23 protein-coding genes are annotated in these 24533 nt (G+C 65.4%); 15 read left to right on the top strand and 8 right to left on the bottom strand.

What is annotated here, in order from left to right; genetic code table 11:
• Positions 1 to 59: 59 nt before the first annotated feature.
• The 6 genes from ACOHX0_RS00415 to ACOHX0_RS00440 all read left to right on the top strand — a co-directional run bounded on the left by ACOHX0_RS00415 (position 60) and on the right by ACOHX0_RS00440 (position 4833).
• On the top strand, positions 60 to 929 hold the full coding sequence (locus ACOHX0_RS00415; RefSeq protein ID WP_420674639.1) for a branched-chain amino acid ABC transporter permease: 870 nt from the start codon (positions 60 to 62) through the stop codon (positions 927 to 929).
• Entirely contained in the window at positions 922 to 1902 is a 981-nt protein-coding gene (locus ACOHX0_RS00420; RefSeq protein WP_420674640.1) for a branched-chain amino acid ABC transporter permease, read from the top strand. The genes ACOHX0_RS00415 and ACOHX0_RS00420 overlap by 8 nt, the downstream gene beginning before the upstream one ends.
• Positions 1899 to 2666 carry an ABC transporter ATP-binding protein gene (locus ACOHX0_RS00425; protein WP_420674641.1) on the top strand — a complete coding sequence of 256 codons (768 nt, stop codon included), beginning with the start codon at positions 1899 to 1901 and terminating at the stop codon, positions 2664 to 2666. Before ACOHX0_RS00420 ends, ACOHX0_RS00425 begins: the two co-directional genes overlap by 4 nt.
• Positions 2656 to 3363: an ABC transporter ATP-binding protein gene (locus ACOHX0_RS00430; RefSeq protein WP_420674642.1), complete on the top strand. Its 708-nt coding sequence runs from the start codon at positions 2656 to 2658 to the stop codon at positions 3361 to 3363. Before ACOHX0_RS00425 ends, ACOHX0_RS00430 begins: the two co-directional genes overlap by 11 nt.
• 55 nt (positions 3364 to 3418) lie before the next feature.
• Positions 3419 to 3922 carry a tetratricopeptide repeat-containing protein gene (locus ACOHX0_RS00435; protein WP_420674643.1) on the top strand — a complete coding sequence of 168 codons (504 nt, stop codon included), beginning with the start codon at positions 3419 to 3421 and terminating at the stop codon, positions 3920 to 3922.
• Between the two features lie 254 nt (positions 3923 to 4176).
• Positions 4177 to 4833, top strand: a complete 657-nt coding sequence (locus tag ACOHX0_RS00440) for a helix-turn-helix domain-containing protein (RefSeq protein ID WP_420674644.1) — start codon at positions 4177 to 4179, stop codon at positions 4831 to 4833.
• Positions 4834 to 5138: 305 nt separating this feature from the next.
• Here the strand turns inward: ACOHX0_RS00440 and ACOHX0_RS00445 are convergent, their stop codons facing one another.
• The 4 genes from ACOHX0_RS00445 to ACOHX0_RS00460 all read right to left on the bottom strand — a co-directional run bounded on the left by ACOHX0_RS00445 (position 5139) and on the right by ACOHX0_RS00460 (position 8970).
• Complete coding sequence (locus tag ACOHX0_RS00445) at positions 5139 to 6182, bottom strand: heme-dependent oxidative N-demethylase family protein (protein ID WP_420674645.1); 1044 nt, start codon at positions 6180 to 6182, stop codon at positions 5139 to 5141.
• A 9-nt stretch (positions 6183 to 6191) separates the two neighbouring features.
• Positions 6192 to 7157, bottom strand: coding sequence for a PDR/VanB family oxidoreductase (locus tag ACOHX0_RS00450; RefSeq protein ID WP_420674646.1), 966 nt, complete (start codon positions 7155 to 7157; stop codon positions 6192 to 6194).
• Positions 7154 to 7765, bottom strand: coding sequence for a dimethylamine monooxygenase subunit DmmA family protein (locus ACOHX0_RS00455; protein WP_420674647.1), 612 nt, complete (start codon positions 7763 to 7765; stop codon positions 7154 to 7156). Before ACOHX0_RS00455 ends, ACOHX0_RS00450 begins: the two co-directional genes overlap by 4 nt.
• A gap of 68 nt (positions 7766 to 7833) precedes the next feature.
• A complete protein-coding gene (locus tag ACOHX0_RS00460) occupies positions 7834 to 8970 on the bottom strand; it encodes an aminomethyl transferase family protein (protein ID WP_420674648.1) in 1137 nt (378 codons plus the stop codon).
• A gap of 553 nt (positions 8971 to 9523) precedes the next feature.
• Between ACOHX0_RS00460 and ACOHX0_RS00465 the strand changes: the two genes are divergently transcribed.
• From ACOHX0_RS00465 to glnT, 6 genes are all read left to right on the top strand, one after another.
• Positions 9524 to 10897, top strand: coding sequence for an ammonium transporter (locus ACOHX0_RS00465; protein WP_420674649.1), 1374 nt, complete (start codon positions 9524 to 9526; stop codon positions 10895 to 10897).
• 10 nt (positions 10898 to 10907) lie between these two features.
• A complete protein-coding gene (locus tag ACOHX0_RS00470) occupies positions 10908 to 11123 on the top strand; it encodes a hypothetical protein (RefSeq protein ID WP_420674650.1) in 216 nt (71 codons plus the stop codon).
• Positions 11124 to 11245: 122 nt separating this feature from the next.
• Entirely contained in the window at positions 11246 to 12139 is an 894-nt protein-coding gene (locus tag ACOHX0_RS00475) for a class II glutamine amidotransferase (RefSeq protein WP_420674651.1), read from the top strand.
• A gap of 1 nt (position 12140) precedes the next feature.
• The gene (locus tag ACOHX0_RS00480) at positions 12141 to 12824 is read left to right on the top strand and encodes a GltB/FmdC/FwdC-like GXGXG domain-containing protein (RefSeq protein WP_420674652.1); all 684 of its coding nucleotides are present in this window, start codon (positions 12141 to 12143) and stop codon (positions 12822 to 12824) included.
• Between the two features lie 18 nt (positions 12825 to 12842).
• Positions 12843 to 14174 carry an FMN-binding glutamate synthase family protein gene (locus ACOHX0_RS00485; protein WP_420674653.1) on the top strand — a complete coding sequence of 444 codons (1332 nt, stop codon included), beginning with the start codon at positions 12843 to 12845 and terminating at the stop codon, positions 14172 to 14174.
• Positions 14175 to 14257: 83 nt separating this feature from the next.
• On the top strand, positions 14258 to 15589 hold the full coding sequence (gene glnT / locus ACOHX0_RS00490; RefSeq protein WP_420674654.1) for a type III glutamate--ammonia ligase: 1332 nt from the start codon (positions 14258 to 14260) through the stop codon (positions 15587 to 15589).
• A 267-nt stretch (positions 15590 to 15856) separates the two neighbouring features.
• Here glnT and ACOHX0_RS00495 read toward each other — a convergent pair whose 3' ends face one another.
• On the bottom strand, positions 15857 to 16717 hold the full coding sequence (locus ACOHX0_RS00495; protein ID WP_420674655.1) for an EamA family transporter: 861 nt from the start codon (positions 16715 to 16717) through the stop codon (positions 15857 to 15859).
• Positions 16718 to 16899: 182 nt separating this feature from the next.
• Between ACOHX0_RS00495 and tdm the strand changes: the two genes are divergently transcribed.
• Together tdm and ACOHX0_RS00505 are read left to right on the top strand one after the other, a co-directional pair.
• A complete protein-coding gene (gene tdm, locus ACOHX0_RS00500) occupies positions 16900 to 19269 on the top strand; it encodes a trimethylamine N-oxide demethylase (protein ID WP_420674656.1) in 2370 nt (789 codons plus the stop codon).
• Positions 19270 to 19295: 26 nt separating this feature from the next.
• Positions 19296 to 19712 (top strand): group II truncated hemoglobin, encoded by a 417-nt coding sequence (locus ACOHX0_RS00505; RefSeq protein ID WP_420674657.1) that lies wholly within the window; start codon positions 19296 to 19298, stop codon positions 19710 to 19712.
• A gap of 154 nt (positions 19713 to 19866) precedes the next feature.
• On the opposite strand, the gene ACOHX0_RS00510 is transcribed toward ACOHX0_RS00505, so the two are convergent.
• The 3 genes from ACOHX0_RS00510 to ACOHX0_RS00520 all read right to left on the bottom strand — a co-directional run bounded on the left by ACOHX0_RS00510 (position 19867) and on the right by ACOHX0_RS00520 (position 23020).
• Complete coding sequence (locus ACOHX0_RS00510) at positions 19867 to 21126, bottom strand: glycerate kinase type-2 family protein (RefSeq protein ID WP_420674658.1); 1260 nt, start codon at positions 21124 to 21126, stop codon at positions 19867 to 19869.
• 80 nt (positions 21127 to 21206) lie between these two features.
• Positions 21207 to 22184: an HpcH/HpaI aldolase/citrate lyase family protein gene (locus tag ACOHX0_RS00515; protein ID WP_420674659.1), complete on the bottom strand. Its 978-nt coding sequence runs from the start codon at positions 22182 to 22184 to the stop codon at positions 21207 to 21209.
• A gap of 182 nt (positions 22185 to 22366) precedes the next feature.
• Positions 22367 to 23020 carry a LuxR C-terminal-related transcriptional regulator gene (locus ACOHX0_RS00520; protein WP_420674660.1) on the bottom strand — a complete coding sequence of 218 codons (654 nt, stop codon included), beginning with the start codon at positions 23018 to 23020 and terminating at the stop codon, positions 22367 to 22369.
• Between the two features lie 265 nt (positions 23021 to 23285).
• Between ACOHX0_RS00520 and ACOHX0_RS00525 the strand changes: the two genes are divergently transcribed.
• Positions 23286 to 24533, top strand: coding sequence for a pyridoxal-phosphate-dependent aminotransferase family protein (locus ACOHX0_RS00525; RefSeq protein ID WP_420674661.1), 1248 nt, complete (start codon positions 23286 to 23288; stop codon positions 24531 to 24533).

Here is a 24533-nt window from a genome sequence, read left to right on the forward strand (position 1 = left end):
CCTGGACGGCGCGGGAGGATGCCCGCGCCGCGGACCACCAGAACAAAAGAGACAAAGCAATGCTGGAGCTTTTGGCGCAGACCGGCCTCAACGCCGTGTATGCTGCGAGCTATATTTCCCTTGTTGCCGTGGGGCTTGTGCTGATTTTCGGGGTCATGGGGGTGATCAACTTCGCCCATGGCGAACTGTTCATGGCGGGCGCCTACGCGGTTGTGGCGCTCTACGCCGATCTGAACGTGCCCTTTTTCGCCGCGGTCGCCGCCGGGCTGCTGTTTGTGGGCTGCCTCGGCCTCTTGATGGAGCGCGCGCTGTTCCGGCCGTTGAAGGACAACCCCCTGGGCGGGCTGGTGGCTTCGATCGGCTTCCTGATGATCCTGCAGGCGCTGGCGGTGATGGTGTTCGGCGTGCGGATGGAGCACGTCCCGCCGGTCACCCAGGAGGTGATCGCCTTCAGCGACAAGGTGCGGCTGCCGGTGGCGCGGCTCTACGTGATCGTGGCCGCGGCGGTTCTGCTCGCGGCACTTTGGTACTTCCTGAAACGCACCAGGTTCGGCTGGGCGCTGCGCGCCTCGGCGCAGGATCCGGAGGCGGCAGCCCTTCAGGGGATTTCGATCACCCAGACAGCGCGCATTGCCATGTTCATCGGCGCGGGGCTGGCGGGGATTGCGGGCGCGCTGACCGCGCCGCTGGTCTCGGTCAACCCGCATATGGGCCATTCGGTGATCGTCACCGCCTTCATCGTCATCATCGTCGGCGGCGTCGGTTCGCTGGAAGGCGCCATCGTCGCCTCCGTCGCCTATGCGCTGGTGCATACCTTCGTCACCACCTTTTATGACGGCGTGCTGGCCGACATCGTGGGGTTGTCCTTGATGCTTGCCGTGCTGATCGTGAAGCCGGCGGGCCTGTTCGGGAGGGCGGACCGTGCCTAAGTTGCTGATCTGGATCGCGGCCCTCGCCGCGCTCATCGCGCTGCCGCATGGGCTCAGCTTCTCGCAGCAGGAAATCCTGGTGTTCCTCACCATCAACGTGCTCTTGGTGGCGAGCTACCGGCTGCTTACGCTCACCGGGGAATGGTCGCTGGGCCATGTGGTGATTATGGGGGTTGGGGCGTACACCTCGGCGCTCTTGACCAAGAAGCTGGGCGTTTTTGTCCCTGTCTCGATGCTGCTCGGCGGCGCGTCTGCGGCGCTGATTGCGGTGCTCCTGTCCTTCCCGCTGTTCCGGATGAAGGGCTTCTATTTCCTCATCGGTTCCTTTGCGGCGGGGGAGATCATCCGCCTGTTGTGGAAACGGTTCCGCGATCCCTTCGGCGGCGCCAAGGGCATCAAGGGGATCGACCCGATGCCGGACTTTTCGCTCGGCTTCTACCAGTTCGATTTCTTCGAGCCGACTTCCTACTACTACTTCGCGGGCGTCATCGTTGCGGTCTGCCTATGGATTTTGTGGCGGATCGAGAAGTCGCCCGTCGGCCTCACTTTCCACGCGGTGCATTGGCAGGACAAGCTGGCGCAGGCTTCGGGTGTGAATGTGCGCGCCTACCGGACGCTGGCCTTTGCCATCGCCTCGGGCTTTGCCGGCATCTCCGGCGCTCTGCTGGCGCATTATGTCGGCACCATCAATCCCAACGCCTTTGACATCGACCTGATGGTCTATGTGCTGACCTGGGCCATCGTCGGCGGCACCGCCACCTTCTACGGGCCGATCCTCGGCTGCGTGGTGCTGACGGTGCTCAACGAGATCGTCCTGCGCGAGCTCGGGCTCGAGCAGATGCGGCCGCTGGTCTATGGCGCCATCATGATCCTGTCGATCCTGTTCCTGCCCAACGGGCTGGAAAGCATCGTGCAGAAACTCACCCCAAGACGCGCTGCAGGCGGCGCGCCGGAACGGAGCCCGGCAGAATGAGCGATTTTCTCGAAGTCAAAGACCTCACCATGCGGTTTGGCGGTCTGACCGCGGTGGACGGGTTGTCCTTCAAGGTGGCGCATGGCGCGATCCACGGTCTGATCGGCCCCAACGGGGCGGGCAAGACCACGACCTTCAACATGATCTCGGGCTTCTACACGCCGACCGCGGGGCAGGTGCTGCTCAGGGGCGAGGATATCTCTGGCCTGCAGATGCATGAGGTGGCCCGGCGCGGGGTGGTGCGGACCTTCCAGCACTCGACGCTGTTTGCCGAACTGACCGTCTTGGAGAATGCGCTGGTCGGCACGCATATGCCGTTCCGCCCCAACATCTTTGCCGCGATCATCGGCTGGGACCGGGAGGACCGCAGCGGCGCCGAGGCACGCGCTCGGGAGGCGCTGGAGTTCTTCGGCCTCGGCCGCGTGAAGCACGAGCGCGCGGGCGATCTCTCCCACGGCCACCAGCGTGCGCTTGGCATGGCGGTGGCTTATGCCAGCCACCCGGATGTGATCCTGCTGGACGAGCCCTTCACCGGCATGAACCCGGAAGAGACCCGGCAGATGATGGACCTGATGCGGCGGCTGAAAGCGGATGGCATCACCATTCTGCTGGTCGAGCACGACATGCAGGCGATCATGGGGCTCTGCGACAGCATCACCTGCATGAGCTTCGGCAAGTTCCTGGCCGAGGGCGGCCCGCAGGAGATCCGCAACCACCCGGCGGTGATCGAAGCCTATTTGGGAGGCGCGCGCCATGTTGCTTGAGATGAAGAACATCGCCGTCAATTACGGCAAGATCAACGCGATCCGGAACATCTCGGTCGCGGTGCCGGAAGGCAGGATCGTCACCATCATCGGCGGCAACGGCGCAGGCAAGACCACAACCCTGCGGGCGATGTCCGGCATGATGCCGGTTGCCGCGGGGGAGATCACCTTCGAGGGCAAACGCATCGACCATCTGCCCGCGCATAAGGTGGTGGCGCATGGCATTGCCCATGTGCCCGAGGGGCGGCGGATTTTCCCGGACATGACCGTGGAGGAAAACCTGCGCACCGGGGCGTTCCTGCGCAAGGACCGCACGGCGGTGGAGGATGACCTCGAGGACGTCTTCACCCGCTTCCCCCGCCTGCGCGAGCGCCGCACCCAGCGGGCGCAGACCATGTCGGGCGGCGAGCAGCAGATGCTGGCGATCGGCCGCGCCCTGATGTCCCGGCCGCGGCTCCTGCTGATGGACGAGCCCTCGATGGGGCTGGCGCCGGTGATCGTGGAGGAGATCGCCCGCATCATCGAGGAGATCAACGCCAACGGCCTCTCGGTGGTGCTGGTGGAACAGAACGCCGAGCTGGCGCTGGAGCTGGCGGATTACGCCTATGTGCTGGAAACCGGAAATGCAGCGATGGAGGGGCCTGCGCATGAATTGCATGGAAACGAACACGTCCGGGCGGCCTATCTGGGGCTTTAGGCGGGATGCAGAGCTGCGCGCGGCCCGCGCGGCGGGCTGGTCGCGCGGGGATCTGATGTGGGAGCGGCAAATGGAGGCCGGGCTGGCCGCCGCCGCCCGCGGCGCGGCGGGGCCGGCGCGCCGGCGCTTCCGGCTGGCGCATCTGCTGGCGCGCGCGGCGTTTGCCCCGGAGGACTTGCGCCGGGCCACTGCCGCAGCCAATCTGGCGATCTTGCACATGGCGGCCGGGCGGGTGCACCGGGCGGAGCGGTTTCAGGCGCAGGCACTTGCGGTCTGGCGCGGCGCCGCGGAGCAGGTGGCGGCGATGACGGTGGCGCCTCGCAGCCGGTCCTCGCTGTTTCATCTGCGGATGGAGGCGCTGCACCGCGACACCTATCACGCCAACCTCCGCACCCGCATCATTCGCATCACCACCGAAGCTGAAGCCACACTGCGCAGCCTCACTTCTGCGCAACCGCCGGCCCACCGCCACGCGGCCCGCTGGCGCGGCGAAAAGCCTGCGGTTCTTGATGGCACCCGCAAGATCCTGGGCGCGAGCCTGCTGATCCTCGACCGCTGAACACAGGCGCGCAAGGGCCGCAGCCGCGGCCCGGGGCTTTGTGCTCCGGGCTTTTGCGCCCGCAGTCCAGCGCCGCAGGGCGGGGCGCTGGAGGCAGGGCAACATGCGGCAAGCCCGGCTGCCGTGGCGGCAGGGGTTGGGAATTTTGCGTAATGGCAGTAAAATAAGTTTCGCGCGGATCGTTGCGCCAGGAGCCGCCTCCGTGTATCAGCCGCAGCGCTCTTGTCACAGGCAGGAAACAAGGAAGTATAGACGTGGCGAAACTGAAAGAAGACCCCGACGCAGTGGCGAACCCGCTTTCACAGGACCCGCACCGGGTGCGCGAGGGCTCCGAGAAGGTGCTCGAAGTGGCGATTGGCCGCGAGGTGCGCTCGTTCCGGCGCCAGCAGGGCATCACCGTGGCCGACCTTGCCAATCTGACCGGCCTGTCGATCGGCATGCTGTCGAAGATCGAGAACGGCAATACCTCGCCTTCGCTCACCACGCTGCAACTGCTGGCCAATGCCCTGAGCGTTCCGATCACTTCCTTCTTCCGCCGCTTCGAAGAATCCCGCGAGGCGGTGCACACCAGGTCGGGCGAAGGCGTCGCCATCGAGCGCGCAGGCACCCGGGCGGGGCACCAGTACCAGCTTCTGGGGCACATCGGGGCCAATGCCTCGGGCGTGATGGTGGAGCCGTACATGATCACCCTGACCGAGGAATCGGATATCTTCCCCACCTTCCAGCACGACGGGATCGAAATGCTCTACATGCTGGAGGGCGAGGTGGATTACCGGCACGGCGACAAGGTGTTCCCGCTGAAGCCGGGCGACACCCTGTTCTTCGACGCCGACGCGCCGCACGGGCCGGAAGGGCTGGTGAAACTGCCCGCGCGCTACCTGTCGATCATCTCCTACCCGCAGTCGAACTGACCGGTATTTCGCCCGGGGGCGGGTTCCCGCCCGGGCCGGGACATTCAAAGAATGCCCCTCTCCGGTTGGGCCGGGCGCCGCGCTGACGCCGGCGCTTTTGCGTTTTGCGGCAGCTGTTCCGGCGGGCGCCCGCAGCGCGCGCAAGCGCGCTGCCCGGCCCAACACGGCGCAGCCTGCAGTCTGCGGCCGGGGCGGGAGGTGCTGCCTATTCTGGGTAGCGCAACAAAAAGCCTGCCGGCGGCAGAGGGGCACCGGCAGGCTTTGGGTCCCGGCCGAAGAATGGAGCCGGGTCTGGAAAACGGGCCTCAGTCGTCGGGCCAGATACCGTCCGAGGTCGGGCTGCCGTCGTCATACTGGGACAGCCATTCCACCATCAACGGGCGGTTGTCGATGAAGCCCTTGTAGGTGGCCAGCTCCTCCGGCAGGTCACGGATCACCCGGTGCAGGCGGCGGGCCCATTTCGGCACTGTCACCAGATCCTCGAAGCGGATCAGGTAGCAGCGGATCGGGAACACAAGCGCGTTGGAGCGCGGCAGCCGGAAGAAGGTCTGCAGCTCCACCCGCAGGTGCTGTTTCTCGCCTATGTTCTCCATCGTCAGGCCTTGTTTCATCACGCCCCACTTGTGATAGTTTTCAGGCGAGGTATCGAGCAGCGGGTTCACGGTCATTGTCCAGTTCAGCCGCCGGGCGGGCTGGCCCTGCTGGATGTTCAGGAGGAACTTCAACGCGCGCACGAAGATGCCCATCTCATGCGCCTTCGGCACCGGGGCGTGCCATTCGAAGAAGTTCATGCCGATGTCAAAGTCCAGCGACCAGTCCGCCTGGGTGGTGACCATGCCGGCATCCATCCACAGATTGTCGTCGCGCTGGTCCAGCACCGCAAAGTCGCCCTGGGTCTGGCGGGTGATATATTCCATCGGCCCGTAGGGCAGGGTGCTTTCATCCAGGAAGGTGAAGGTGTCGTCGATGCCCAGAGGCTTGTTCACCCAGCGCCAGCGGTTGCCGTCCTTGTGCAGCTCGAACAGATCCGGGTATTCGGCCGCCTTGGCCTCCATGATCAGCTCGACCAGATCCCAGCCCGCCAGCGTCATATGCGGCAGCGACTGGCAGCGCAGCGGATCGTCCGCCAGAACCCGGGCGCGGTCCTTCATTTCCGAAACATAATGCTCGTCGACGTCAAAGGTGCGCTCGAAGACCGAGCCGGGCCGGTAGGACTTATGCGGCTCCATGTTCACCGAGTACATGTAGCTGTCTTCGTGGAACGGGAAGGGAAAGCGCTTGATTGCCCAGTCCGAGTTCTTGAAGGTGAAGTCGCCGTAGAAGGTTTCGTCGTTGAATTGAATAGTCATTTTCTTTCCTCAGCGATCCAGAACCAGGGTCTTGCCCTCAAAGCGCGAGACGCAGGGCATGATGTGCTTGCCGCCGGCCTTCTGCGCGTCGGTCAGCCAGTGGTCGTAATGCAGGAAGGTGCCGTCATAGCCGATGACATTGGTTTCGCACTGGCCGCAGGCGCCGCCGCGGCAGAGGTAGGGGGCGTCGATGCCGGCCGCCTCCAGCGCTTCCAGCAGCGACTGATGCTCGCCGACCTGGACCACCTTGTTCGAAACCGCGCATTTCACCTCGAAGGGCTTGCCGGAAGCAGGCGCCAGGAATTCCTCGGAATGCACTGCCTCGCGCGGCCAGCCCATGTCCGATGCAGTGCCGTGCACCCAGTTGATCATGCCCTTGGGGCCGCAGACATAGACATGGGTGCCAAGCGGCTGGGTGGCGAGCAGGGTGTTGAGGTCAATCGCTTCACCCTGATCGTCGTGATAGATGTGCACCTTGCCCGGGTATTTTGCCTCCAGTTCCCCGGCATAGGTGCCGAGCGAGGCGTTGCGCACTGAATAATGCAGCTCGAAATGGCCGCCCATCATGGTGAGCTGATGCATCTGCGCCATGAAAGGCGTGATGCCGATGCCGCCGGCCAGCATCAGGTGCTTCTCCGCGCGCAGGTCCAGCGAGAACAGGTTCACCGGGTTGGAGATCACCATCTCCATACCCTCTTTCACCTTGCTGTGCATGAATCTGGAGCCGCCGCGGCCTTCATCGTCGCGGCGCACCGAGATGGTGTAGGCACCGCGGTCGGCCGGGTTGGACATCAGCGAATAGGCGTTGAGCCGGGTGATGCCGCCGTCCTGCATCTCGACCACGGTATGCGCCCCGCCCGAGAAGGTGGGCAGGTCGCCGCCGCCGGTGCGGACGAATTTGAAACGGGTGACCAGGTCGTTGATCGGTTTGACCTCGGCTACGGTGACATTCAGTTTTGCGGTGCCAGCACTCATTTGAACAGCTCCACTTTCTCGGGGATGTTGCCCGGATCCTCGGCGTCCACCCGCACACCCTGGAAAGCGGCGAGGCGGCGCGAATAGTGGTCGCGCACGAACAGGCTCAGCCCGCAATGGCTGCACTCGAACGGGTCGGTGGTGACGTCCTCGGTGATGCCCTTGCAGTGCACGCATTGCATGCGCCGCGCGGTGGAGCCGCGGTGCTCGGTCTGGATCGCGGTATGCGGGATGCCGGCCGCGGTGGCTTCCGCCATGGCCTGGCCCACCAGGCTTTCGGTGCCCGCGAGGTAGACTTGGGTGCCCATGTGGCAGTTTTGCAGGGCGCGGCGGATGCGGCTTTGCGCGGCTGTGTAGGAGGGGCCGGTATAGAACTGCCCTGCGCCCAGCTCCTGCAGCTGGCTGCTGTAGGTGCCGCCGCTGGATTTGGGAATGTAGATGATATGGGCCCTGGCCCAGAAATCCGGACCGGTGGCGCCTGCCAGCGCGAGAATGGCTTCGGCGCCTTCGGCGTCGGCAATCATCAGGTGGCTGCTGCCGGGGCGTGCTTCCAGCTCGCCGTAGACGGGGCGGCTGAGGATGGAGGGTGGGAATTCGGTCTTGGGCATCGGGTCGCTTTTCCTGCCGTCGGTGAACGAAAACGGGCGCCCCCGGTCAGGGGCGCCCGGGCGCAGGCTCAGCCTTTTGCGGTGCGGCGCTTTTTTTCCTTGTCGTGGAAGGGCATCTCTGCCGCCACGCAGGGGATCTCGCCGCTGGCGTTCTTCACGGTCAGCTTCACGCCCGGCTCGGCGCAGTCGACAGGCATCCGGGCGATGCCGACGTTGTGCTCGTTCAGCGGCGAGTACATGCCGATGGTCACGACGCCGACCTGCTTGCCGTCTTTCAGGAGCGGCGCGCCTTCCTCGGCCGGCTCGGTGCCGTCAAGCTTCACGCCGTAGATCTTGAAGCGCTCCTTGCCTTTCAGCCGGTAGTGCTCCTCCGCGCCGCGGAAACCGGTCTTGCCGGGGGAGACGGTGAAGTCGAGCCCCAGCTCCCAAAGCGTGTCGCCGCATTTCTCGTTCTCGAAGGGGTAGGTCTCGGAGTTGTCGTAGGGGAAGAACAGCAGGTAGCTTTCGGCGCGCAGCAGGTCGAGCGTGGTGAAGCGGGTCGGGATGATGCCCCACGACGCGCCTTTCTCCGCCAGGCTGTCCCAGATGTGCGGCGCGTCCTGGCCGCGGCAGAAGATTTCGTAGCCGCGCTCTCCGGTATAGCCGGTGCGGGAGATGGTCACCGGTTTGTCGAACAGCGTGGTGTGGATGTGGCTGAAATAGGCCACGTCGCGGATGCCCGGCACGCCCTGCTCCTGCAGGAAGTCCACCGCCAGCGGCCCCTGCAGCGAGATGTCGTGCAGGTTGTCGTCAAAGCGGATATCGACGTCGCGGCCCAGCGCCGCCATGGTCAGCTGCTCGTGGCCCTGGCCCGCGCCGTGCACCACCATCCAGCTGTTCGGCCCCATGCGGTAGATCACGCAGTCGTCGATGAACTTGCCCTCGTCGTTCAGCATGCAGGCATACGTGCTGCGGCCGGGCTTGATCTTTTCCACGTTGCGGGTGGTGGCGCGGTCGATCACGTGGCTGGCGTGCGGGCCGACGATGTGGACCTTCTTCAGCCCCGAGACATCCATGAAGCCCGCCTTGGTGCGGATCGCCATGTATTCCTCGGTCTGGTCCTTCTCGTAGGACCAGGCGGTGCCCATGCCGCTCCAGTCTTCGAGCGCCGAGCCCAGGGCCCGGTGGCGGTCGGCAAGGGTCGAGAAGCGCCAGGATGCAGTCATTTGCGAAGTCTCCCTATTGGTGCGGACCAAAACTCTTGCTTTGGTTCCTTTGGTCTGGTCCAGTTAGCCAAGCGAGACCCCTTTCTGTCAACGTTTTTTCCTGTTAGTGAAATGATTTCGCTGAAAGGGCTGGTCTTGCTGGGATTTTTGCAGCGGAGCTGCGCGGGGTCAACGCTAGCCCTCCGCCGCGGAGCGCAGAGAGGAACGCCCGCAGGGGTGAGAATCACTCTGGTCCGAACCAGTTTCGCCGGGCCCAGGGGCGCAGCAGCGGTTCGAATCCGGCAATCGGCCTTGCCCCGCAGGCCGGAGGTCCGCCGCACCGGGCGGCCGCGGCGGCCGCGGTTCCTTGTTGCCGGGCTTGGGCTTAGCGCCCTGCAACCCGGGCGCAGCCGCGCCGGGGCAGGCGTTTCACGCGGGCAAGCATTGCCTGAAAGTGAAGTTATTTTCACATGATTATTGACAGCGCGCCGCCGGTCTCCGCAATATCACTGTAAAATAATATTCCCTAGAGGCAATAAATGCCCGGGACACAGCCAACAGGAGGGCTTTAGACGTGGATGGCAACTTGAATGCTCTGACCACGGTGTTCACCGAGTTCTATTACTGGGTGACCGTCGTGTTCATGTTTCTGATACATGTGGGCTTCTGCATGTACGAGGTCGGCGCCAGCCGGCACCGCAACCATATGCACACGCTGATGAAGAATATCATGATCATTCCCCTGGTCACGGTGACGTTCTTCTTCTTCGGCTGGTGGATCTACTGGTCGTTCCCGAACTTCCCGTTCTTCGGCGGCCTGAATCACGAGGCGGGCAGCGCCAACCTGCCCTGGTCGCAGACCATGGCGACCAACCTGTCGGACCGGATCACCGGGGTGTTCTGGGCCGCCTTCCTGCTGTTTTCCTGGACCGCCGCCTCGATCGTCTCGGGCGCGGTGATCGAGCGTATCCGCTCTTCGGCGCTCTGGCTGCATGCGGTGATGATCGGCTCGGTGTTCTGGATCATCGACGCCGCCTGGGGCTGGCACGCCGAAGGCTGGATGGTGAAGTACCTCGGCTACCATGACGCCTACGCCTCCGGCGTGATCCATGCGATCGCGGGCGGCTATGCGCTGGGCGTGATCATGGTGCTGGGCCCGCGGATCGGCAAGTTTGCCGCCGATGGCACGCCGCGCGATATCCCGCCGCATAACCCCTGGATGCTGACCATCGGCATCTTCCTGATCTACTCCGGCTTCTGGGGCTTCTATGCTGCCTGCAACATTCCCGCGATATCGCCCGAGGCCATTGGCGGGGTGATCACCGGCGACACCTGGACCGCCACCAACATCTACCTGGCTCCGACCTCGCTGTCGGCGATCACCTTCAACTTCCTGATGTCGATGTCGGGCGGGCTGATGGCGGCTTATCTGGTCTCCAAGGGCGATGCCTTCTGGACCTTCTCCGGCGGCCTTGCCGGGATCATCACCGCTTCGGCCGGCAATGACCTCTACCACCCGATCCAGGCAATGCTGGTGGGCGCGGTGGGCGTCGTCATCGTCTACAAGCTGCACTACTGGGTGGAGCGCCGCTTCAAGCTGGACGATGCGGTCGGCGCGGTTGCCGTGCATGGCTATTCCGGCATCGTCGGGCTGATCCTCGCGGGCTTCCTGCTGTGGGGCGCGCCGAGCTCGCCCTATGAGGGCTTCGCCACCGTCAACCCGCTGGGACAGACCCTGGGTGCCGTCATCATGTTCGGCGTGCTGGGCTGGCTGCCGGGCTATGTGATCGCCCGCATCCAGGCCGCGGCCGGCGTGCTGCGCATCCCGGTCGAGGTGGAACTCCAGGGCCTCGATTACGCCGAACACCACGCCTACGAGGACGCCAAATCGGCGATCATCGAGGCCGACAAGGCTGCCCTGTCCGGCAGAGGCGTTCCAGCAGAATAAGGAGATCGAAATGTCTACGATTGGTTACGACAGCTGGGCCGTGGACCTGGCGGAGGTGGGAGCGGTCTATCCCTTCCAGGGTTACGAAGGGCTGATGGTCGCGCTGGGGGTGGTTTTCTGGATCGCTTGGCACCGGATCCAGTTTGCCCGCGAAAGTGCGCACCTGGAGAAGGCCAGGCGCATGGGAGATCAGGAAAAAATCCATGCCTTGCTAGACAAGTACTAGGCAGTTCGGGGCGCGCCAGCTTGGCGCGCCCTTCCCTCTTGGGAAAATAAGTTTCATGACAGTTGATCGACCCGGCGCAAGCTGCTAGCGTTGATTCGAGACGAAACGCAGGAGGCACACGGATGTGCGGGATTGTTGGTCTTTTCCTGAAAGACAAAACTCTTGAGCCGCGGCTGGGCGATATGCTCACCGACATGCTCATCACCATGACCGATCGCGGCCCGGATAGTGCGGGCATCGCGATCTACGGCGCGGAAGCTCCGGGGCGCAGCAAGCTCACGGTGCAGTCGGACGCGCCGGAAGCCTTCGACGGCCTTGCGGCTGCGCTGGCTGAGGCGCTGGGCAGCAGCGTCGAGCTGCGGGTGAACGACACCCACGCGGTGCTCGATCTGCCCGCGGGCCAGGCAGAGGCCGCCCGCAGCGCGCTGGCGGAGCTGCGCCCGGGCCTGCGCATCATGAGCGCGGGCGACAGTATCGAGATCTACAAGGAAGTCGGCCTGCCGGAGAAAGTCGCGGATCGTTTCGGCCTGCGCGGCATGAGCGGCAGCCACGGCATCGGCCACACCCGGATGGCCACCGAATCCGCCGTCACCACCGAGGGCGCGCACCCGTTCTCGACCGGGGAAGACCAGTGCCTGGTGCACAACGGCTCGCTGTCGAACCATAACTCCTGGCGCCGCAAACTGCAGCGTGCGGGCGTGCGCATCGAATCGATGAACGACACCGAGGTCGGCGCCGCCTACCTGACCTGGAAGATGCAGAACGGCGCCACCCTGGGCGAAGCGCTGGAAAGCTCGATCGACGATCTCGACGGGTTCTTCAACTTCGTGGTCGGCACCAAGGACGGGTTCGGCGTCGTGCGCGACCCGATCGCCTGCAAGCCCGCGGTGATGGCGGAGACCGATCAGTATGTGGCCTTCGGCTCGGAATACCGCGCGCTGGTGAACCTGCCGGGCATCGAGGACGCCCGCGTCTGGGAGCCCGAACCCGCAACCGTTTACTTCTGGAACCACTGACATGCAGACATACAATCTCGAAGCGGATGGCCTGCGCGGTCTGAACTCGGCCCTGCAAGCCCAGAGCGAAACCCTGACCGAGGAAAGCTGGGAGGTCATCAACCCCAAAGGCAGCCACGCGGTGGCGGTCGGGCTCAATGCGCCGGTCAAGGTCACCGTGAACGGCTCCACCGGCTACTACTGCGCGGGCATGAACCAGCAGGCGCATGTGCATGTGAAAGGCTCGGTTGGCCCCGGTGTGGCGGAAAACATGATGTCCGGACAGGTCGTCGTCGAAGGCGATGCCAGCCAGTACGCGGGCGCCACCGGCCACGGCGGGCTCCTGGTCATCAAGGGCAACGCCAGCTCGCGCTGCGGCATCTCGATGAAGGGCATCGACATCGTGGTGCATGGCAGCATCGGCCACATGTGCGCCTTCATGGCCCAGGCCGGCAATCTGGTGGTGCTCGGCGATGCCGGCGATGCGCTGGGGGATTCCTGCTACGAGGCCCGCCTGTTCGTGCGCGGTTCGGTCAAGAGCCTGGGCGCCGACTGCATCGAAAAGGAAATGCGCCCCGAGCATATCGACATTCTGAAGGACCTGCTGGCCCGGGCCGGCAGCGATGCCAAGCCGGAAGAGTTCAAGCGCTACGGCTCCGCCCGCACGCTGTACAACTTCGACGTCGACAACGCGCAGGCCTACTAAGGACAGGGACCCAGACAGATGGACAACAAGAACATTCCCCGCACGGCCCCGATTCAGTCGGCGACCTTCTCCAACCCCATCAACGCCGAGATCCGGCGCGCCGCGGCCACCGGGATCTATGACATCCGCGGCGGCGGCGCCAAGCGCCGGGTGCCGCATTTCGATGACCTGCTGTTTCTCGGCGCCTCGGTCTCGCGCTACCCGCTCGAAGGCTACCGGGAGAAATGCGACACCAAGGTGACGCTCGGCACCCGCTTTGCCAAGAAGCCGATCGAGCTGGACATTCCGGTGACCATCGCGGGCATGAGCTTTGGCGCGCTGTCGGGCCCCGCCAAGGAGGCTTTGGGCCGCGGCGCGTCGGCGGCAGGCACCTCCACCACCACCGGCGACGGCGGCATGACCCCGGAAGAGCGCGGCCATTCCACCAAACTGGTCTACCAGTACCTGCCCTCGCGCTATGGCATGAACCCGGATGACCTGCGCAAGGCCGATGCGATCGAGATCGTGGTGGGCCAGGGCGCGAAACCCGGCGGCGGCGGCATGCTGCTGGGCCAGAAGATTTCCGACCGGGTGGCGCAGATGCGCTGCCTGCCCAAGGGGATCGACCAGCGCTCCGCCTGCCGCCACCCGGACTGGACCGGCCCGGACGATCTGGAGATCAAGATCCTGGAGCTGCGCGAGATCACCGATTGGCAGGTGCCGATCTACGTGAAGGTAGGCGCGACCCGGCCCTATTTCGACACCGCGCTGGCGGTGAAGGCGGGTGCCGATGTGGTGGTGATGGACGGCATGCAGGGCGGCACCGCCGCCACCCAGGACGTTTTCATCGAACATGTCGGCCTGCCGACGCTGGCCTGCATCCGCCCCGCGGTGCAGGCGCTGCAGGACCTCGGCGTGCACCGCGAGGTGCAGCTGGTGGTCTCCGGCGGAATCCGCACCGGCGCGGACGTGGCCAAGGCGCTGGCGCTGGGCGCCGACGCGGTGGCGATCGGCACCGCGGCGCTGGTGGCGCTGGGCGACAACGACCCGAAGTGGGAAGATGAATACCAGAAACTGGGCACCACCACCGGCGCCTATGACGACTGGCACGAGGGCCGCGACCCGGCTGGCATCACCACCCAGGATCCGGAGCTGATGAAGCGGCTCGACCCGGTCGATGCCGGCCGCCGCCTGCGCAATTACCTCAAGGTGATGACGCTGGAAGCACAGACAATCGCCCGCGCCTGCGGCCATAATCACCTGCACAACCTCGAGCCCGAGGACCTCTGCGCGCTGACGATGGAGGCCGCCGCGATGGCGCGGGTGCCGCTGGCGGGCACCGAATGGTACCCCGGCAAGGCGGGTTTTTAAGTTAACATACCGGGGCGCGGGCCAGTGAGGGTGCGCGCCTCTGGATCAACAAGACCAACACAACAGGGAAGGGAAGTAGGACCATGACGACGAATCTGGCCGCTTTCGCGAAGGAAAAAGGCGTCAAATACTTCATGATCTCCTTCACCGATCTGTTTGGCGGCCAGCGCGCCAAACTGGTTCCGGCGGAGGCGATCGCGGACATGCAGGAGGATGGCGCGGGCTTTGCCGGCTTTGCCACCTGGCTCGATCTCACCCCCGCGCACCCCGACATGCTGGCGGTGCCGGACCTGTCCTCGGTGATCCAGCTGCCCTGGAAGCCCGAGGTCGCCTGGGTGGCGGCAGACTGCGTGATGGAGGGCGAGGACGTGGCCCAGGCGCCGCGCAACGTGCTGCGCCGCCTGATCAAGGAGGCCGCGGACGAGGGCCTGCATGTCAAAACCGGCGTCGAGGCCGAGTTCTTCCTGCTGAGCCCCGACGGGGAGCAGATCTCCGACCCCTTCGATACCGCCGAAAAGCCTTGCTACGACCAGCAGGCGGTGATGCGCCGCTATGACGTGGTGCGCGAGATCTGCGACTACATGCTGGAACTGGGCTGGGGCCCCTACCAGAACGACCACGAGGACGCGAACGGCCAGTTCGAGATGAACTGGGAATATGACGACGCGCTGGCTACCGCCGACAAGCACAGCTTCTTCAAGTTCATGACCAAGTCGGTGGCCGAGAAACACGGCTACCGCGCCACCTTCATGCCGAAGCCGGTCGAAGGACTCACCGGCAACGGCTGCCACGCGCATATCTCGGTCTGGGACGCGCCGGGCAAGGATGCCCGTGTCAACGTCTTTGCCGCAGACAAGGGCGAAGGCCAGGTCGCCGAACTGGGCCTCTCCGATCAAGGCGGCTGGTTCCTCGGCGGCATCATGAAGCACGCCTCGGCGCTGGCGGCGATCACCAACCCGACGGTGAACTCCTACAAGCGCATCAACGCGCCGCGCACCATGTCCGGCGCCACCTGGGCGCCCAACACGGTGACCTGGACCGGCAACAACCGCACCCATATGGTGCGTGTGCCCGGCCCCGGCCGGTTTGAACTGCGCCTGCCCGATGGCGCAGTGAACCCCTACCTGTTGCAGGCGGTTATTATCGCGGCCGGGCTTTCGGGTGTGCGCAGCAAGGCCGACCCCGGCCCGCGCCATGACATCGACATGTACGCCCATGGCCAAAGCATCACCGACGCGCCCAAGCTGCCGCTCAACATGCTGGACGCGCTGCGTTTCTATGACAAGGACGGCGGGCTGAAGGCGATGATGGGCGAGGAATTCTCCGCCGCCTACCTGAAGATGAAGCAGCAGGAGTGGAACTCTTTCGTCAACCATTTCTCGCGCTGGGAAAAGGACAACACGCTGGATATCTGAACCGCTTCCCACCTGGTCCGGGCCTGTCCCCGGATCGTTTGAAGGCCCGGGCATGTCCCGGGCCCTTTTTTCTGGCGGCAGGTGAAAGACTGCGGACGGCGGCGAGTTGCGGCTCCCGGCGGATGCCTCCGGCGGGAGTATTGGCACAAAGAAGAAGCGGCAGGGGCCGGGCCGCGGGCGGCAGCGTCCGGGGGAAGGGCGGATGCCTCCGGCGGGAGTATTTGGGGAAGGTGACAGAGGGGCGGCGGGGCCGGGCCGCCGCGTGACTCAGAGGCCGAGGCAGGCGATGCCCGCAAAGGTCACAGTGACGGCGAGCCATTGGCCGCGGGTCATGCCTTCGCGCAGGAACAGCCAGGCGAGGATTACCGTGATCAGCCCGAACAGCGAGGAGCTCACCGCGGCAAACTCGGGCCGCGGGAGCCCGCCGGAGACGATCACCAGCCCCAGCGCCAGCGCATCCAGCGCCCCCATCAGGCACAGCAGCGGCAGCACCCGCCGCGGCGGCCGGGGCAGCGCGCCGCGCGGCAGCGCGATCGCCAGCACCGCCAGGATCGCCGCCATGCGGGCAAGCACCAGCACCGGCAGTTCGGCGCCCGCGCGGCTGGCAGCCTGACCGGCGGCAAAGGTGAGCGCAAATCCCGCGGCGGCGGCAAGGCTCCAGAGCAGGGTGCCCATTCTGGCCGCCACGCGGTCTTCCCCTGCCTGCGGGGCCTCTCCGGGGGCCAGCACCGCGACGCTGCCGACGCCGCAGACCACTGCTGCCGCCGCCAGCCAGTGCCAGGCCCCGAGCGGCTGGCCCTGCAGTGTTGCAAGCCCCAGCGACAGCACCGGATAGGCGCCGATCAGCGGCGCTGCCAGCTTCACCGGCCCCAGCGCAAAGGCGCGGTAGAGCGCATAGGTGGCAAGCGCAAAGAAGCTGCCGGAGAGGCCGGCAAGCCCCGCGGCCCCGGCCGTCATCGCGCTCCAATCGCCCCAGAGCACCGCCGCCGCGCCCACCAGAATCGCCCCGGCCGCAAGCACTGTCAGCATCGCCGCCAGGATGCCGGTGCGCTGCGCCACGAAGCGCACGCAGAGGTCGTGAACGCCCCAGGCCAGGGCCGCCGCAAGCCCGAGAAACAGCGATTGCATCGGTGTCATCCTTTCATTTGCGGCATTTCCTCGCAGGCATATGCCGCATCCCGGGCATTCGAGGTTTTTCCGCCGGAAATCAATAAGTTTGTTGCCCAGGATGGGGGATGGCATTATTCTTTTCAATAAATAAATATTCCGGTTGTGCAATTTTGCCACCGGACGCTGCGGGAGGAAATGCGATGTCCGGAAGCGGTTTTGCCGAGGTGGTCAAGGGGCCGCCGAAACCCTCGAGCTTCTACCAGCCCTCGGTGTTTTCCCTGCCCCGGGGCACCGAACGTTACTCCGTCGAGGGCTGCGGCGCGATACTGATCCGGCTGGAGCCAGGCGACCGGCTGACCGTGATCAACGACGAGGGCGGCCAGCCCTGCGAGATCGTAGCGGCGACGGAGCGCGGCGCGGTCGACCCCGCGGTGCTTGGCGTGCAGGCGAACTCGGACGCGGGCGGCCTGAAAGCGCTGCTGACCTCCGGCGACCACTCCCTGCGCGGGTTGCGCATGGGGATGGAAGCGCGCGGCATCGATCTCGCGAAGGCCGGGGCGCTGCGGCTGTTTTCCGCCACCACCCCGGCCAAAAGCGAGGAGAGCTTCACCGCCCAGCAGGCGGGCACGGTGATTATCGCCGCACCGGGCGGCATCATGGATTTCGAGGCGCAGGATACTGCCACGCCGCTCACCGTTATGGTGCAGCGCGCGGTGATCAGGCAGGTGGCGCGCTTCGAGCTGCCGGATCCGCTGGCCGACCCGGTAAGCGAGGTGCGGGTGCACAGCGCCACCGCCGAGGCCTACTTCGTCAAGGCGGGCGACTATATCCAGATCATCGACGTCGACGGCCGCCAATGCACCGATTTCCAGTGTTTCGCCGCGCGCAAGCTGGACAAGGGGATCGAGCGCGCGCTGGACGTGACCACCACGCGCACGCTGATGGGCCATGCCTATCCGATGCCCGGCCTGCACGCGAAATACTACGATCAGGACATGCTGCCGCTGGTCGAGGTGGTGCAGGACACAGTGGGGCGCCATGACGCCTTTGCCCTGGCGTGTTCGGCCAAATACTACGACGACATTGGTTATCCCGGGCACGTGAACTGTTCCGACAACTTCAACGGCGCGCTGGCGCCGCATGGGGTGGCCGGCCGTGCCGGCTGGATGGCGATCAACTTCTTCTTCAATACCGGGCTTGACGACCACGGCGTGATGTATGCCGATGAGCCCTGGACCCGGCCCGGCGACTACGTGCTGCTGCGCGCGCTCACCGATCTGGTCTGCGTCAGTTCCGCCTGCCCGGATGACACCAGCGCCGCCAATGGCTGGAACCCCACCGACATCCACATCCGCACCTACAGCGGCCAAGAAACCTTCAAGCGGGCAATCGCGTTCCGCGCGACCCCAGAAGCGGAGCCCAAGATGACCAAGGAAACCGGTTTCCATGACCGCCTCAGCAAGCTCACCCGCAACTTTGTCGAGTACAACGGCTATTGGCTGGCCAATTGCTACGCCGCTTCCGGGCCGCTGGAGGAATACTGGGCCTGCCGCGAGAAATGCGTGGCTCTCGACCTCTCCCCCCTGCGCAAGTTCGAGATCACCGGCCCGGATGCCGAGGCGCTGTGCCAGTATATCTTCACCCGCAACATCAAGAAACTGGCGGTGGGGCAGGTGGTCTATACCGCGATGTGCTACCCGCATGGCGGCATGATCGACGACGGCACCGTGTTCCGCCTGGGCAAGGACAACTTCCGCTGGATCGGCGGCTCGGACTATGGCGGCGAGTGGATCCGGGAGCAGGCGGAGACGCTGGGGCTGAAGGTGCTGGTGCGGTCTTCGACGGACATGCAGCACAATATCGCCGTGCAAGGCCCCGAAAGCCGCGATCTTCTGAAAAAGGTGATCTGGACCGCGCCGCACAACCCCACGCTGGAGGAGCTGGGCTGGTTCCGCTTCACGCCCGCGCGCATCGGCGATGACCAGGGCGTTCCGGTGGTGGTCTCCCGCACCGGCTATACCGGCGAGCTGGGGTATGAGATCTTCTGCCATCCAAAACACGCGGGCGCAGTGTTCGATGCGGTCTGGCAGGCCGGGCAGGCGCATGGCATCCGCCCGATGGGGCTGGAGGCGCTGGATATGGTGCGGATCGAGGCCGGGCTGATCTTTGCGGGCTATGACTTCTCGGACCAAACCGACCCGTTTGAGGCGGGCATTGGTTTTACCGTGCCGCTGAAATCGAAGCAGGATGATTTCATCGGCCGCGAGGCGCTGATCCGGCGCAAGGCGTCGCCTGCACGCAAGCTGGTGGGGCTGGATATCGATGCGGCCATCGAGGTGAGCCACGGCGACTGCGTGCGCATCGGCCGCGCGCAAGTGGGGGAGGTGACCTCGGCGATGCGCTCCCCGCTTTTGGGCAAGACAATCGCGCTGGCGCGGGTGGATGTCGCGCATGCGGGTATCGGCACCGCGGTGGAAATAGGCAAGCTGGACGGGCACCAGAAGCGGCTGCCTGCCACGATTGTGCCCTTTGCCCATTACGATCCGAAAAAGACCCGGCCGCAGTCCTGAGGCCGTTCCGGGGTCAGGAGGTCACCATGGCTGAGAGGCTGATCGAGCAGATCGGAGGCGAAGCAGTGCTGTACGCGCTGGTGGAGCGGTTCTATGACATTGTCGAAGAGAGTGACACCGGTGCGCGTATCGCCCAGCTGCACAAACGCGGCCATGGCTTGGATCATGCCCGGATCGAACAGTTCAACTTCCTCTCGGGCTTTCTGGGCGGGCGGCGCTATTACGAGGAAAAACACGGCCATATGGACGTGAAGCGCATGCACGCCCATGTGCCGGTCACTGAAGAAGACGCCGAAAACTGGTTGAAATGCATGGACCAGGCGTTGGGTGATCTGTCCCTGGAGGGGCCGCATGTGGAACGGCTGCGCCAGGTGTTCCGCCGGGTGGCGCTGTTGCTGGTGAATGACCTGGGGGAGTGGGGCGAGGCGCGCGCGCCCTCTTGAGCGCAATGCCCGTTGCTGCCCCGGGGGGCCTCCGGCGGGAGTATTTGGGGCAAGATGACAGCAGCCTGTGCCGGCCCGGACGGTCCGCGTGCGGCGGGGGCACGAGCCTCCGGCGGGAGTATTTGCACAAAGAAGAAGCGGCCTGGCCTGTGTCTCAGCTGGGCCGTCTCAGGAAGACCTGCACATCCGCGACATTGGTGCCGGTGCCGCCGGTAATCAGCAGAGCATCGGCCGCTTGCAGGGCGGCGTGGCTGTCGTTGTTGGCAAGCAGCGCCTCCGGGTCCTGCCCTGCGGCACGGATGGCCTCCCAGGTGCAGGGGGTGGCGATGCCGCCTGCGGCCCCGGTCGGGCCATCGCGCCCGTCGGTGCCGCCGGAGAGGAACAGCCACTCGCCGTCCAGCCGCGCAGCACCCAGTTTGGCGACACGCAGGGCCAGTTCCTGGTTGCGTCCGCCCAGCCCGCGGCCTTGGAGCTGCACGGTGGTTTCGCCACCGAAAACCAACGCCACGGGCCGGTCATTCGGCGCGGCTTCGGCCGCGGCCAGGACGGTTTCGGCCGCCGCGGCCACGTCGCCGGTGAGCCGGTGGGTGATCAGCCGCGGCTGCCACTCCGGCACGGCAGCGATCATGGCCTTGAGGCTATGGCGGTTGGAGCCGATCAGCGTGTTGGTGGCCTGGAGCGGGGCGTCCTGAGCCGCTTCCGGGGCGCTGAGATGGTTTTTCACGGCTTCCGGGGCTCTCTCCCAGAGCCCCGCGCGCTGCAGGATATCCTTGGCTTCAGCGCGGGTGCCGATCGGCGCCACGGTGGGGCCGGATGCAATCGCGCGCAGGTCGTCGCCGATCACATCCGACAGGATGTAGGCCTGCACCTGCGCAAGGCCCGCGTGGCGCAGCAGGCCGCCGCCTTTGAGGTCCGAGAGCTGCTGGCGGACCAGGTTCATGTCGTTGATCTCAAGGCCCGAGGCGAGCAGCAGCTGGTTCACCGCCGCCTTGTCCGCAAGCGTGAGCCCCGGCGCGGGCGCCACCATCAAGGCGGAGCCGCCGCCGGAAATCAGCGCGATCAGGCGGTCCTTGGGGCCGAGCGATTGCGCCAGATCTATGGCGGCCTGGCCCGCCGCGGCGCTGGTTTCGGCCGGCACAGGATGGGCCCCGCAGAGCACCGTGGCGCCGGGGATTTCCGTGTGGTTTTCGGGGTTTGTGATTGCCAGCGCCGCCGCGGCGCCGGGCCGCAGGCGCAGTGCTTCGCGCAGCATCGGCACCGCTGCCTTGCCCACGGCAAGCAACACGTCCCGGCCGCCTTCGGGCAGGGGCGGCAGCGGCGCCGCTTCAAGCTGCGCCCGCAGGGCGGGGGCCGGATCGGCGCGCGCCACGGCTGCCTCGAACATGGCGATGGCTGTGTCTCTCAGTGTTTCCATCTGCGCCTCCCTGCCGCATCGGACACCGGCCGCCCCGAATCAGGGCGGCCATCTGTCTTGCTGTGCCGGACCAGCGGGGCTCAGCGCCCGGCGATCTGCTTGGCCTTTTCCACCAGCACTTCTGCCTGACGGATCGAGGCGTAGTCAATCAGCCGCCCGTCGAGCGAGACCGCGCCCCTGCCCGCGGCTTCGGCCTCCGCCATCGCTTGCAGAATGCGGTGCGCCTTGGTCACCTCGGCGTCCGAAGGCGACATCACCTGGTTGGCGAGCGCGATTTGGCTGGGGTGGATCGCCCATTTGCCCTCGCAGCCCAGCACCGCAGCGCGTTTGGCGGCGGCCTTGTAGCCCTCCGGGTCCTGGAAATCGCCGAACGGCCCGTCGATCGGGCGCAAGCCATTGGCGCGGGCGGCCACAACCATGCGGGCGAGCGCATAATGCCACATATCGCCCCAATGCACCGCCCGCGCGCCGTCCGCATCCGGATCGGTCAGCACCGCGTAATCCGGATTCACGCCGCCGATGATGGTGGTGCGCGCCCGGGTCGAGGCGGCGTAGTCGGCGACCCCGAAATGCAGCGATTCATTGCGCTTGGAGGCTGCGGCAATTTCACTCACGTTCTGCATGCCAAGCGCGGTCTCAATGATGTGCTCGAAGCCGATTCGCTTCTTCAAACCCTTCGCATCCTCGATCTGGGTGACCATCATGTCGACGGCGTAGACATCGGCCGCGGTGCCGACCTTGGGAATCATGATCAGGTCCAGCCGTTCGCCCGCCTGTTCAACGACATCGACCACGTCGCGGTACATGTAGTGGGTGTCCAAGCCGTTGATCCGGATGGACATTGTCTTCTTGCCCCAGTCGATTTCGTTCAGGGCCTGGATGATGTTCTTGCGGGCCTGTTCCTTTTCGTCCGGGGCGACCGCGTCCTCGAGGTCGAGGAAGATCACGTCGACGTCGGATTGGGCCGCCTTTTCAAACATTTGCGGCTGCGAGCCGGGCACTGCAAGCTCGCTGCGGTTGAGCCGGGCGGGGGCTTGTTCGATGGGGTGAAACGACATGGGTTCGCTCCTGTGCAAAGTGGGAAAGCGGGAGTGCTCCCTCTAGCGTTTCCGCATCGATAGGTTTCCTGTCAAGAAAAATTGTTGCTTAAAAATACATTCGCGCGGGCGGGCGCGCGTACACGCATACGCGCGCGCGAGGCGCCGGTGCCGGGGCCGGGAAAGCGTCGAGCGGGCGCGGATCACTCCGCGCGCCCGAGGTCCCCCCTGGCGGCGCGCTGGGCGTAGTAGAACGCGATCGCCTGGGCGCGGTTCTTGACCGAGAGCTTTTCGTAGAGGTTGGACAGGTGGAACTTCACCGTGTTGGTGGTGATGCCGAGCTCCTTGCTCAGCTCTTTGTTGGTCAGCCCCTTGGACAGCGCCTCCAGCATCGCGCGTTCGCGGCGCGACAGCTGCTCGATCGGGTCGGTCTGCAGCTCGCGCACGTCGAGGAAGGGGAAGACCATCTTGCCCGCGGCCACCGCCAAGCAGGTTTCCAGCAGGCTCTCCACCGGGCTGGAGCGCGGCGCAAAGCCGGCCGCGCCCGCGCTCATCGCCTTGCGCGGCACGCCGGAGGCCTCGTCGGCATAGACCACCAGCCGCGGTGCGTTGGCCTGGTCGCGCAGCACCTCGATCAGCTTGGCGCCGCCGAGCGCGGGCAGGGACCAGTCGATGATGCCGACCTGCACCGGCACCCGCATCACCGTGCCGAGGAACCCCTCGGCCGTGGCGGAAGTGGCGACGAGAGAGAATCGGGGGTCGCGGTCGAAGATTTCGGACATCGCCGACAGCACCAGCGGGTTGGCATCCGCCAGCATGACGGAAATCGGGGATGTCTTGCCGCTTATCGGTGCCATTTGATGCTCTCCGTTAGAAAACTACCCAAATGGGTAGGGTGCGATTTGGTATACCACGGTATTTCCAAACTTATGGGTAGGAAATTCCCCGCCCTATTGGATGCCCAAAAGCAGGATATAGGAATGTTGCGGGTTCTGTCGAGCTGAGCTTTCCTTACGTTAACCGATGTTGCCTCTGGGTGAATAAAACTTCCTCCGGTCCCAGTCCCGGCGAAGCGAGCGCCAGGGAACATCGCGAACCTGACAGCAGCGAGGTGCACCCCCGATGAGCGATCCCCTGATCTTCCCCGGCCTTGAGATCCCGGAAACCCTGGCCGCAGGCCCCGGGCCGGGCAATACCGATCCGCGTGTGCTGCGGGCCTTTGCCAACACCGGCCTCGCCGACCACATGCAGGCCGACGTGCTGCGCGGCATGATCGAGTGCAAGCAGATGCTGCGCAGCCTCTGGGGCACTGCCAATACATACACCTACGGCGTCGGCGGCACCGGCTTTTCCGGGCTCGACTGCATGCTGAATGCGATCCTGCCGGGTGACAGCGTGGTGGCTTTCCAGAATGGCACCTTCTCGGGTATCGACGCAATGACCATCCGCATGAAGGCCGCCACCCGCGAGGAGCTCGCCGCCGACCCGCTGAACCCGCAGCCCGCCTCCGTCACCGTGATCGACGTGCCGCATGGCGAGTCGGTGTCCGGTGAACTGGTGGAGCAGGTGCTGGCGGAAAAGAAGCCGAAATGGGCCTTCATGGCGCATTGGGAAACCGGCTCGGGCCGGATCAACGACCTCCGGGGTTTCTCCGATGCTTGCGAGAAGCACGGGGTGATGGGGCTGATTGATGCGGTTTCCTCGCTGGGGATCGAGGACTTCTCGATCGATGATTTCCCGGGTGTTGCCGGATGGGCCTCCTGCCCGCAGAAAGGCGTGCTCTGCCTGCCGCTTACCTATGCGCCGGTGTCCTTCACGGACCGCTACATCCAGACCGTGCGCGAGAACGGCTGCCACTCCTATGTCCACAACCCGATCCTGGAGGCCCGCCACTGGGGCGTGATCGACGGAGAGGACGCCGCCGCGGGCACCTACCACCGCACCCATTCCGGTTATGCGGTCGCCGCTTTCCACGAGGCGCTGCGCATTACGCTGCAGCACGGCCGGGCGCAGAAGGCGCGTGACTATGCCTTCCACGAGAAAGCGCTGCGCGAGGCCGTCACCGCGATGGGCTGCGAGGTCACCTCGAACATGACGAGCCTGGTGGTGCTGAACCTGCCGGGCGCCCTGGCGGGCCGCGAAAAGGAGCTGGTGCAGAACTGCCGCGCCAAGGGCTTCGGCATCTGGCCAACCCTGTCGGAGCCGGTGCAGGTCCGCATCGGCATCCTCAACCAGATCACCCCCGCCGCCATCACCGACATCGTGAATCGCTTCGGCAAGGCGATGAACGACATGGGCGCGGAGGTCGACCTCGAGGCCATCAACCGGCTGCTTGACCGCCATTACGACGCTGCCGTGGCAGCGGAATAA

It is taken from the genome of Cribrihabitans pelagius (genome assembly GCF_048820915.1).
Lineage (GTDB): Bacteria > Pseudomonadota > Alphaproteobacteria > Rhodobacterales > Rhodobacteraceae > Cribrihabitans_A > Cribrihabitans_A pelagius.

Coding starts and splice junctions, on each gene's coding strand:
- ACOHX0_RS00475 (WP_420674651.1), top strand. CDS start 11,246: ATGTGCGGGATTGTTGGTCTTTTCCTGAAAGACAAAACTCTTGAGCCG.
- ACOHX0_RS00470 (WP_420674650.1), top strand. CDS start 10,908: ATGTCTACGATTGGTTACGACAGCTGGGCCGTGGACCTGGCGGAGGTG.
- ACOHX0_RS00460 (WP_420674648.1), bottom strand. CDS start 8,970: ATGACTGCATCCTGGCGCTTCTCGACCCTTGCCGACCGCCACCGGGCC.
- ACOHX0_RS00430 (WP_420674642.1), top strand. CDS start 2,656: ATGTTGCTTGAGATGAAGAACATCGCCGTCAATTACGGCAAGATCAAC.
- ACOHX0_RS00510 (WP_420674658.1), bottom strand. CDS start 21,126: ATGGAAACACTGAGAGACACAGCCATCGCCATGTTCGAGGCAGCCGTG.
- ACOHX0_RS00495 (WP_420674655.1), bottom strand. CDS start 16,717: ATGCAATCGCTGTTTCTCGGGCTTGCGGCGGCCCTGGCCTGGGGCGTT.
- ACOHX0_RS00445 (WP_420674645.1), bottom strand. CDS start 6,182: ATGACTATTCAATTCAACGACGAAACCTTCTACGGCGACTTCACCTTC.
- ACOHX0_RS00515 (WP_420674659.1), bottom strand. CDS start 22,184: ATGTCGTTTCACCCCATCGAACAAGCCCCCGCCCGGCTCAACCGCAGC.
- ACOHX0_RS00480 (WP_420674652.1), top strand. CDS start 12,141: ATGCAGACATACAATCTCGAAGCGGATGGCCTGCGCGGTCTGAACTCG.
- ACOHX0_RS00415 (WP_420674639.1), top strand. CDS start 60: ATGCTGGAGCTTTTGGCGCAGACCGGCCTCAACGCCGTGTATGCTGCG.
- ACOHX0_RS00450 (WP_420674646.1), bottom strand. CDS start 7,157: ATGAGTGCTGGCACCGCAAAACTGAATGTCACCGTAGCCGAGGTCAAA.
- ACOHX0_RS00505 (WP_420674657.1), top strand. CDS start 19,296: ATGGCTGAGAGGCTGATCGAGCAGATCGGAGGCGAAGCAGTGCTGTAC.
- glnT (WP_420674654.1), top strand. CDS start 14,258: ATGACGACGAATCTGGCCGCTTTCGCGAAGGAAAAAGGCGTCAAATAC.
- ACOHX0_RS00485 (WP_420674653.1), top strand. CDS start 12,843: ATGGACAACAAGAACATTCCCCGCACGGCCCCGATTCAGTCGGCGACC.
- ACOHX0_RS00520 (WP_420674660.1), bottom strand. CDS start 23,020: ATGGCACCGATAAGCGGCAAGACATCCCCGATTTCCGTCATGCTGGCG.
- ACOHX0_RS00525 (WP_420674661.1), top strand. CDS start 23,286: ATGAGCGATCCCCTGATCTTCCCCGGCCTTGAGATCCCGGAAACCCTG.
- ACOHX0_RS00435 (WP_420674643.1), top strand. CDS start 3,419: ATGTGGGAGCGGCAAATGGAGGCCGGGCTGGCCGCCGCCGCCCGCGGC.
- tdm (WP_420674656.1), top strand. CDS start 16,900: ATGTCCGGAAGCGGTTTTGCCGAGGTGGTCAAGGGGCCGCCGAAACCC.
- ACOHX0_RS00455 (WP_420674647.1), bottom strand. CDS start 7,765: ATGCCCAAGACCGAATTCCCACCCTCCATCCTCAGCCGCCCCGTCTAC.
- ACOHX0_RS00425 (WP_420674641.1), top strand. CDS start 1,899: ATGAGCGATTTTCTCGAAGTCAAAGACCTCACCATGCGGTTTGGCGGT.